At 65.2% G+C, this 936-nt stretch carries 1 protein-coding gene; it reads right to left on the bottom strand.

The window, feature by feature from the left end; all coding sequences use genetic code 11:
* Nucleotides 1–363 precede the first annotated feature (363 nt).
* Nucleotides 364–879 (bottom strand): GNAT family N-acetyltransferase, encoded by a 516-nt coding sequence (locus FS320_RS44205; protein WP_152718759.1) that lies wholly within the window; start codon nucleotides 877–879, stop codon nucleotides 364–366.
* Nucleotides 880–936 lie beyond the last annotated feature (57 nt).

Below are 936 nucleotides of genomic sequence, written 5' to 3'. Positions count from 1 at the left end.
CCCGACCGTCTCGCTCGGCCTCATCCTGAGGAGCCGCGACAAGCGGCGTCTCGAAGGAGGAGTTCAGGGCTCTTCCGGACCCTCCTTCGAGACGCAGCCTCACGGCTGCTCCTCAGGATGAGGGCGAGGGGTCTGAAAGCGGGATGGCCCGGACCGATCCCCGGATCGAGCCCGGGGACGGCCAGGACGGGGAGCAGGACAAAGGAGAGTGTGACCAAGGACAGTATGAACGGGGACAGTGTCATGCCCGGCCGGAGAAGGAGAAAGCCCTCGCAGGGGAAGAGCATCCATAGCGCCGAGGCTCCGGACCGATTCCCATCCCGGCCTGCTGACCACCGGGATGACATGGCGGCGACGGCGTCCCTAAAGCAGCGGCGTCAGCTCGAAGCGATAGGCGACCTCGACAACCATGTGGCCGCGCAGGTCGAAGGATTGCTCGGCCCCAGGCGTTCCGCCCAACGCCTCGTAGAAGCGACGGGCCGGGAGGTTCTCCTTCAACACCCAGAGACCTACAGAACGGAAGCCCTGGGCAGCGAGGTGATCGAGAACACCGCGCATGAGCCGGCGGCCGACGCCCCGGCGCTTGACCTTGTCGAGCAGATAGATCGCGAAGATCTCGGTGTCGGTGCCGAGAACGTCGACGCCCTCGCGCCGGATCGGCCCACCGCATGCGAAGCCGACGATCTTGCCCTCACCCGTTTCAGCGACAAGAAGCCTTGCCTGCAGATTCGGCTGCGTGAAGGCGCCCTGCCACATCCGCATCCGCTCCTCGACGGACAATCCGCCAAGCGCCTCGGGCGACAGGAAATCGTAACATTGGCAAAAGTCCGGGCTGAGCTGGCGGGTCGGGGTTCCGGCGCAGCGACAATTCTGATTCAATCCCCTGCATGTCACCGGCCCCGGATCTTGATGGCCTGTCGAACGCCGATCTGAAGC

Origin of the sequence: Microvirga tunisiensis (assembly GCF_009296175.1) — a bacterium.
GTDB lineage: Bacteria > Pseudomonadota > Alphaproteobacteria > Rhizobiales > Beijerinckiaceae > Microvirga > Microvirga tunisiensis.
Note: the sequence above shows the minus strand (reverse complement) of the source record. Positions and strands in the feature narration are given on the sequence as shown.